Genomic DNA, 8,389 nt, shown 5'->3' on the forward strand with positions numbered 1-8,389 from the left:
GCCTGGTGTGAGCGGGGTGAGATGCGTGGGAGCCTGATAATCTCTCTGACGTCATCGCACCCTCCTATGGTCTATTTGGCCTTGCCCAGCGGCAGCAGGTTGGCGATCTTCTCGCCAAGCCGCATCAAGGCGACCAGCCGCGGCCGCGGCACTTTCAGCATCTGCATGAACCAGTGGTCGGCGAGCTCGGTGAAGGCGAGCATCTCCTTCAGCCGCTTGCTCGCAACCGGACTGACGGCCGGATCGGCGGCTGCGTCGGACACGCAGGCCCGTAGCGCAGCGACCGCCGGATCGAGCTCCCGCTCCTTGCGCCGCGCCGCGATCCGCGCCGCGATCTCCCAGATGTCGGTCTCGGCCTCGTAATGGTCGCGGCGGTCGCCGAGGATCGGCACCCGGCGGATCAGGTTCCAGGCGAGCAGCTCCTTGATCGAGTTGGAGACGTTGGAGCGCGCCATGCCAAGCGTGTCGGCGATGTCCTCGGCGGTCATCGGCGCCTCGGCGAGATAGAGCAACCCGTGGATCTGGCTGACCGAGCGATTGACGCCCCACCCGTCTCCCATGTCGCCCCAATGCAGGATGAAGCGCTCGACGGCAGCGGGAAGTTTCTTCTTTCCGGTTATTTCTGTCATGACAGAAATATCTGATGACCCCGATCCACTGTCAAGCCGTCCCGCAACCATTTTGCGGCTGCATACTGTTGACGAGATTTGCCTAAAAATATCCCAGAGCGCGGGAACAATCCCTATTTTGCCGCGTTTGCACGGGTCGAGGCGGGGTCCCGTAATGGTAAAAAAGTCCAATCAACAGAGAGACTTGTTCGAGAGCGAACGCAGTTTCCGGCTGTTGGTCGAAGGAGTTGCGGACTACGCCCTGTACATGCTCGATCCCTCCGGGACCATCACGAGCTGGAACATCGGCGGCGAGCGTATCAAGGGCTATTCGCCCGAGGAGATCCTCGGACAGCATTTTTCCCGCTTCTACACCGAGACCGACCGGGCCAACGGCAAGCCCGCCCGCGCGCTCGGCATCGCCCGGGAGAAGGGCCGCTACGAGGAGGAAGGCTGGCGCGTCCGCAAGGATGGCACCTTCTTCTGGGCAAGCGTGGTGATCGATCCGATCTACGAGGACGACGATCTGGTCGGCTTCGCCAAGATCACACGCGACATCACCGAGCGTCGCAACGCGCAGCTCAGGCTCGACGCGATGCAGAAGCAGCTCGCCGAGTCGCAGAAGTTCGACGCGCTCGGCCAGCTCACCGGCGGCGTCGCGCACGACTTCAACAACCTCCTGATGATCATCAGCGGCAGCCTTCACGTCCTGAAGAAGGGCACCGCCGACGAGGCCAAGCTTGAGCGCGCGATCTCCGCGATCGAGACCGCGACCAGGCGCGGCGCCGCATTGACCAACCAACTGCTGACCTTCGCGCGGCGGCAGAGCGTCAATCCGCAGGCGATCGATTTCGCCGACCGGATCGCGGCGATCCGCGATGTGCTCGATGCCGGCGTCGGCAGCTCGGTGCGCCTCGCCTTCGACGTCGGCCGCGGTGTCTGGCCGATCAGGACCGATGCCGCCGAGCTCGAGACGGCGCTGCTCAACCTCGTCATCAACGCCCGCGATGCGATGCCGGACGGCGGCACGGTGACGATCGGCGCCCGCAACGTCGTGCTGGACGAGCCGTTCCTGACCGGCGAATTCGTGGCGATCGACGTCGCCGACACCGGCCTCGGCATTCCCTCCGACGTGCTCGACAGGATTTTCGATCCGTTCTTCACCACCAAGCCGATCGGCAAGGGCACCGGTCTCGGCCTCTCCCAGGTGCACGGCTTTACCCATCAGGCCGGTGGCACGGTGAAGGTCGCAAGCGAGCTCGGCAAGGGCACGACCTTCACCATCCTCCTGCCGCGCGGACTGAACGCGCCGTCGCGCGAGATGCCGGACGTGGATTCATTCCGCGGCAGCGGCACGGTGCTGCTAGTCGAGGACAACCCGGAGGTCGCCATTGTCAGCATTGGCCTGCTGGAGCAGCTCGGCTACCACGTCCGCCGGGTCGCCGACGCCGAAGCCGCCTTGCGCGAGATCGAGACCAACGGCGTCGACTTCGTATTCTCGGACATCGTCATGCCCGGCAAGATGGACGGACTGAGCCTCGCCCATCAGCTGCGCCAGATCCGCCCGGGCCTGCCGATCCTGCTCGCCACCGGCTACAGCGAGGCCGCCGCCGACGTGCGCGGCGATTTCCCGATCCTGCGCAAACCCTACGAGATCCACGAGCTGAGCGAAGCGATCGCGAAGCTGCCGCGGTGATTGTTTCACCTCTCCCCGCTTGCGGGGAGAGGTCGGATCGCTCTTGCGATCCGGGTGAGGGGGTACAGGTCTCGCGGCAGTCTCATGCGCGGAGAGAAGCCCCTCTCCCCGTAAGAACGGGGCGAGGGAGCGCACCGCCTGCGCGGCAAGAGCTCCACTCCGTCTACGTCACACCGTCGGCAACACCGAGAACGTCTCCCCTGCCCGGCGCAAATTCAGCTCGTCCACGCTTGCAGTTTCGCTGGTGACGCTGTCCACGCGCGACGACGGCGGGCCGTGGCGGCACAGTGCGACCATTTCGGCGACATGCTGTGGCGCGCCCGCGAACAGCGCCTCGACGCTGCCGTCGCGGCGGTTGCGGACCCAGCCTTCCAACCCGCTCGTCATCGCCTGATATTCGACCCAGGCACGATAGCCGACGCCCTGCACGCGGCCGCGGATCATGACCTGGAGGATCGCCCGGCTCATTTCTTCAGTCCGAGGACATCGGCGCTGCGTGCCTTGACGTCGGCCTCGCGCATGATGCGGTTGGTCAGTTCGGACGATGCGAGACCCCTCAGCGCCTTCGGCGCCGTGCCCTCACGCAACGCTTTCAGCGTGTCGTAGACGRCCTGCGTTGCGGCCGCGATCGGCGCGTGGCCCTGGAGCGCGATGCGCACGCGCTGGGTGGCGAGATAGTCGAGCGCGTTCAACTCGTCCGGCGCGCCACCGAGCACGATCGGCAGGCGCGTTGCCGCCGCGATCGCCTCGAGCTCGGCGCGCGACTTGATGCCGGTGAAGAACAGCGCGTCGACGCCGGTGGCCTCATAGGCCTGTGCGCGGCGGATGGCATCGTCGAGCGACGTGATCGAGGCGGCTCCGGTACGGCCCATGATGACGAGCGAGGGATCGCTGCGGCCGCTGAGCGCCGCCTCCATCTTGCCGACGCCCTCCTCCAGCGAGATCAATTGCGTCTTTGCCTCGCCAAAGGCGGCCGGCAGCAGCGTGTCCTCGATGGTGAGACCGGCCGCCCCCGCCGTCTCCAGCTCCTGCACCGTGCGGCGCACGTTGAGCGCGTTGCCATAGCCGTGGTCGGCATCGACCAGCACCGGCAATGCGGCGGCGCGCGACATCCGCCGCATCTGCTCGGCGAGCTCGGTGAGCGTGATCAGCGTAATGTCGGGATCGCCGAGCACGGCGAGCGAGGCGACAGAGCCGCCGAACATGCCGAGCGGAAAGCCGAGATCCGCGGCGATACGGATCGAGATCGCGTCGTACACGGAGCCGGGATGGATGCAGGCTTGCCCCGACAGGATCGAACGCAGTTTTTCGCGGCGGGAACGGAAGGCCATGGCGATTTCTCGATCAATACGAATTGCAACCCTGCCGTCGTCCTGGCTTTCGCCAGGACGACATTGAGCCGCTTACGCAAACTCCAAAATCAGCGCGTCCACCGCCAGCGTGGCGCCTGCACTGGCGTGGACCTTCTTCACCGTGCCGTCCTGCTCGGCGCGCAGCACGTTCTGCATCTTCATGGCTTCGACCACCGCAAGCGTCTCGCCGGCCTTGACCTCCTGCCCTTCGGTCACCGCGATCGAGACGATGAGCCCGGGCATCGGGCAGAGCAGCTTCTTGCCGGTATCGGAGGCCGTCGTCACCGGCATCAGCCGCGCCGAGGCCGCTTCCGCTTCGGTCCAGACATAGACCGGCACCTCGACGCCCTGATGCGCAAGACGGATGCCGTTGGCGATCGGCCGCGTCTGCACCGCGACGAAATGGCCGTCGATGGTGCCTTGCCAGACCGGATCGCCCGGCTTCCACGGCGATTGCAACAGATGCGCGTTGCCGACCTTGCCCTCGGCGTCGATGAAACGAATTGCGATGGCCTCGCCCTCGCGCGCGACCTCGAGCAATATCTCCTGACGGTCGAGCCAGACTGCGCGGCGGCGCTCGCGCTGCACGACGCGGCCGCCCATCTGCCCCGAGATCTGCCGCTTGCGCTCACCCAGCACGTGATCGATGGCGGCGCCGACCGCGGCGATGCGCCGTGCGACCTCGCCCTCGGGCACGCGCACCGCAAATCCCTTGGGGAATTCCTCGGCGATGAATCCGGTCGAGAGCCGGCCCTCGCGCCAGCGCGGATGATGCATCAGGGCCGATAGGAACGGGATGTTGTGCCGGATGCCGTCGACATAGAACGAATCCAGCGCGGTCGCCTGCGCCTCGATGGCCGCGGCGCGCGACGGCGCATGCGTGACGAGCTTGGCGATCATCGGATCGTAATGGATCGAGATCTCGCCGCCCTCCTGCACGCCGGTGTCGTTGCGCACCGTGATGCCGTCCTGGCTCGCTTCCGCCGGCGGCCGGTATTTCACCAGGCGCCCGATCGAAGGCAGGAAATTGCGGAACGGATCTTCGGCGTAGAGACGCGACTCGACGGCCCAGCCGGTGAGCGTGACGTCCTTCTGGGTGATGCCGAGCTTTTCGCCCGCGGCCACGCGGATCATCTGCTCGACGAGGTCGATGCCGGTGACGAGCTCGGTGACGGGGTGCTCGACCTGGAGGCGCGTGTTCATCTCCAGGAAGAAGAAGCTCTTGTCCTGGCCGGCGACGAACTCGACGGTGCCGGCGGAGTCGTAGTTCACGGCCTTGGCCAGCGCGACCGCCTGCTCGCCCATCTTGCGGCGCGTGGCTTCATCGAGCAGCGGCGACGGCGCCTCCTCGATGACCTTCTGGTTGCGGCGCTGGATCGAGCATTCGCGCTCGCCGAGATAGATGACGTTGCCGTGCTTGTCGCCCAGCACCTGGATCTCGATGTGGCGGGGATCGACAATGAATTTCTCGACGAAGACGCGGTCGTCGCCGAACGAGGCCTTGGCCTCGGCCTTGGCGAGATTGAAGCCCTCGGCGACCTCGGCCTTCGAATGCGCGATGCGCATGCCCTTGCCGCCGCCGCCGGCCGAGGCCTTGATCATCACGGGATAGCCGATCTCGTCGGAGATCCGCACCGCGTGCCTGTCGTCCTCGATGACGCCGAGATGGCCCGGCACGGTCGAGACTTTTGCTTTCGCGGCCGCCTTCTTGGATTCGATCTTGTCGCCCATCGCCGCGATCGCGCCCGGGTTGGGGCCGATGAAGACGATGCCGGCCGCCTCCAGCGCGCGCGGAAACGCCTCGCGCTCGGACAGGAAGCCGTAGCCGGGGTGCACGGCCTCAGCGCCGGTCTTGCGGCAGGCATCCACGATCTTCTCGATCACCAGATAGCTCTCGGCCGCCGCGGGCGGGCCGATCAGCACGGCCTCGTCGGCCATCTCGACATGGAGGGCGTCGCGGTCGGCCTCGGAATAGACCGCGACCGTCTGAACTCCCATGCGGCGAGCGGTCTTGATGACCCGGCAGGCGATTTCGCCGCGATTGGCGATCAGAATGCGTTTGAACATGCTTTTCTTGAATCTCGACCTTGGGCGGGACCCTTCCCTGGCCGTTGGGGCCTATGGGGACGGGCCGTGTGGCTCCCGTGGTACATCAAAATAGGGCGGAGGCAACGGTCAAAATCCGCGCCCCTGGCGTACCAGGCGGACGCCAAAACCCACTCCCGCGGCGCCTGCGAACCCGCGACCGCCCCGCTACGGTGCCTTGGCCTTGGCCACGTCCCGGACCAGACCGTGAATGAAGCCCAGTTTTTCGACCACCGCGGGCGACAGGATGAAGGGATAGAGGTCGTGCAGCCCCATGGCGCGGTTGACGCTGTTCATGGCGAAGGTGAAGGGCAGCCATGCATTGACCAGCGCCTCGACGTCCCTGGCCTCGTAGGGGTTGAAACGTATCCGGGTCGACAACTCTCCGTCGCGGTCGACCCGCGGCCGCACCTGCATGCCGAACTCCGAGGCCATCTCCAGGGTGTCGACGATGTGGAGATAATGCGCCCAGGTCTCGGCGAAGTCTTCCCAGGGATGCGTGGTGGCGTAGGCCGAGACGTAGTTCTGCTGCCAGTCCGGCGGCGCGCCTTCGGCATAATGGCGCTGCAAGGCCTGGCCGTAATCGGCGGAATCGTCGCCGAACACCGCGCGGCATTCATCCAGCCTGCCACCCTCGCGCACCAGCACGTCCCAGAAATAGTGTCCGACCTCGTGGCGGAAATGCCCGAGCAGCGTGCGGTAAGGCTCGCCCATCTCCAGCCTGCGCCGTTCGCGCTCGATGCCGTCGGTCTCGGTGAGCGCGATCGTGATCAGGCCGTTGTCATGGCCGGTCATGATCTTCCGCCCGCTGTTCGGATCGTCGGCGAGGAAATTGAAGATCAGCCCGTGCGCGGGATTCTCCTGCCGGGTCTGGAGCGGCAGCTTCCAGCGGATCAGGGAATAGAACAGCCGCAGCTTCGCCCCCTCGAGCTCGCGCCAGCCCGCGAGCTGAACGGGATCGGACAGGTCCGGCACCATGCCGTTATGGCGGCAGGCGCGGCAATAGCCGTTGCCGTCGTCCGGGTCGGTCAGCCAGTTGCAGGCGTCGTACTCGGCATTCCGGCACAGCATCCGCCCCTTGCCCTTGTCGGCCAGCGTGGCCCAGGCTTCGCCGTCAGCCTCGCCATCGGGCTCGAGCGCCGACATCGTCTCCTTCTCCGGCAGGAAGGCGACCCGATGGCCGCAACGTTCGCAGGCGCGATTCTCGAAATAGAGGACGTTGCCGCAGGCCTGGCAGACAAAGAGCTTCAAGATTTAGCCTCTTCTGAAAGAGAGTATCAGGAAAACACGTTCGGCGCCTCGCACAGACGTGTCCGCGGGCCGATCGTTCCAGTCTCCGGAACAAATTGCCAGACCGGACGTTGCCTCGTCAGATTTTTCCCGTGTCGGGCGACCGCGGGAGCTTTCCCGACACTCTCTCGCCTTTGAGCAATGGCCATCACGCCCCGTCTGTGTGAATATCGGTCCGGCATGTGCGCACCCGCATGACAACGGCCGACGCCTTGAACGATCCTTTGCCCGAGACCATCGCCGCCGAAAGGCTGCGCCAGCACCTGGAAGAGATCGCGCGCGAGCGCGACGACGCCTATCGTGCGCTCCAGGAGCGCGAGGCGGAGCTCGCCCGAGTCCAGCGCATCGGCAAGGTCGGCGGCCTCGAGGTCGACTTCCGCGACGGCTTCAAGAACCGCCGCTCGCCCGAATATTTGATGATCCACGGCCTGCCGGCGGAAGCCGCCGGCGAGTCGCACCAGGATTGGGTCGATCGCATCCATCCCGAGGACCGGGAAGCGACCGTCAAGCACTTCATCGACGCCCTTGCCGGGACCAGCGAAGACTATGTCGCCGAATACCGCATCATCCGTCCCAGCGACGGCGAAACCCGGTGGATCCGCGTCGTCGCCAAGATCGAGCGCGACGGGGACGGCCACGCCATCCGACTGGTCGGCGCCCATATCGACATCACCGACCAGATGCTGGTCCGCGAGACCCTGCGCGAGAGCGAGGAGCGTTTTCGGCTGATCGCCGACAGCGCGCCGGTGCCGATCTGGGTGACCAAGCTCGACCGCAAGCGGTCCTTTGCCAACCAGGCCTATGTCGACTTCGTCGGCCTGCCCTATGCGGAGGCCATCGATTTCGACTGGCGCAAGGTGCTGCATCCGGACGACCTTCCGCATGTGCTGCAACAATCCGTCCAGGGCGAAGCGTCGCTGAAGCCGTTCGTGCTGGAAGCCCGCTACAGGAACGCGAGCGGCGACTGGCGCTGGCTGCGCTCGGAATCGCAGCCGCGCTGGGACCCGACCGGCAAGCACATCGGCTTCATCGGCGTCGCCCACGACATTACCGCCGCCAAGCAGGCCGAGATCGAGCTCAGGCGGCTGAACGAGACGCTGGAGGAGCGCATCACCGAGCGCACCGCCGAGCTCGAATCCAACGAGGCGCGGCTGCGCGCGATCCTGGAGACCAGCAACCAGTATCAGGGACTGGTCAACCTCAAGGGCGAGCTGCTCTACGCCAACAAGACCGCGCTCGCCGGCATTCGCGCCGAGGCCCACGGCGTCATCGGCAAGCCGTTCTGGGACACGCCGTGGTTCGCGACCACCGAAGGCATGAGCGCCGTCGTGCGCGCCGCCTTCGACACCGTGCTCGGA

The 8,389-nt window shown here is 66.0% G+C and carries 7 protein-coding genes; 2 read left to right on the top strand and 5 right to left on the bottom strand.

The annotated features are described in order from the left end of the window. Nucleotides 1–71: 71 nt before the first annotated feature. Nucleotides 72–629 (bottom strand): GbsR/MarR family transcriptional regulator, encoded by a 558-nt coding sequence (locus tag ACXJL8_RS26500; RefSeq protein WP_456623076.1) that lies wholly within the window; start codon nt 627–629, stop codon nt 72–74. 154 nt (nt 630–783) lie between these two features. Between ACXJL8_RS26500 and ACXJL8_RS26505 the strand changes: the two genes are divergently transcribed. After that, entirely contained in the window at nt 784–2,304 is a 1,521-nt protein-coding gene (locus ACXJL8_RS26505; RefSeq protein WP_456623077.1) for an ATP-binding protein, read from the top strand. A gap of 168 nt (nt 2,305–2,472) precedes the next feature. On the opposite strand, the gene ACXJL8_RS26510 is transcribed toward ACXJL8_RS26505, so the two are convergent. From ACXJL8_RS26510 to ACXJL8_RS26525, 4 genes are all read right to left on the bottom strand, one after another. Beyond that, nucleotides 2,473–2,772 carry an acylphosphatase gene (locus tag ACXJL8_RS26510; protein ID WP_456623078.1) on the bottom strand — a complete coding sequence of 100 codons (300 nt, stop codon included), beginning with the start codon at nt 2,770–2,772 and terminating at the stop codon, nt 2,473–2,475. Continuing rightward, nucleotides 2,769–3,635, bottom strand: coding sequence for an isocitrate lyase/PEP mutase family protein (locus ACXJL8_RS26515; RefSeq protein ID WP_456685869.1), 867 nt, complete (start codon nt 3,633–3,635; stop codon nt 2,769–2,771). Before ACXJL8_RS26515 ends, ACXJL8_RS26510 begins: the two co-directional genes overlap by 4 nt. Nucleotides 3,636–3,707: 72 nt before the next feature. Further along, nucleotides 3,708–5,723 (bottom strand): acetyl-CoA carboxylase biotin carboxylase subunit, encoded by a 2,016-nt coding sequence (locus ACXJL8_RS26520; protein ID WP_456623080.1) that lies wholly within the window; start codon nt 5,721–5,723, stop codon nt 3,708–3,710. A gap of 186 nt (nt 5,724–5,909) precedes the next feature. Beyond that, nucleotides 5,910–6,992 carry a zinc-binding metallopeptidase family protein gene (locus tag ACXJL8_RS26525; RefSeq protein ID WP_456623081.1) on the bottom strand — a complete coding sequence of 361 codons (1,083 nt, stop codon included), beginning with the start codon at nt 6,990–6,992 and terminating at the stop codon, nt 5,910–5,912. Between the two features lie 221 nt (nt 6,993–7,213). Here ACXJL8_RS26525 and ACXJL8_RS26530 point away from each other — a divergent pair. Next, nucleotides 7,214–8,389: PAS domain-containing protein (locus tag ACXJL8_RS26530; protein WP_456685870.1), on the top strand; the 1,176-nt coding region annotated here is incomplete at its 3' end.

Source organism: Bradyrhizobium sp. P5_C11_2 (genome assembly GCF_054049755.1).

Bases quoted from the DNA above. Each gene is read 5' to 3' on its own strand.
- ACXJL8_RS26500 (WP_456623076.1), bottom strand. From the start codon at position 629: ATGACAGAAATAACCGGAAAGAAGAAACTTCCCGCTGCCGTCGAGCGC.
- ACXJL8_RS26505 (WP_456623077.1), top strand. From the start codon at position 784: ATGGTAAAAAAGTCCAATCAACAGAGAGACTTGTTCGAGAGCGAACGC.
- ACXJL8_RS26510 (WP_456623078.1), bottom strand. From the start codon at position 2,772: ATGAGCCGGGCGATCCTCCAGGTCATGATCCGCGGCCGCGTGCAGGGC.
- ACXJL8_RS26520 (WP_456623080.1), bottom strand. From the start codon at position 5,723: ATGTTCAAACGCATTCTGATCGCCAATCGCGGCGAAATCGCCTGCCGG.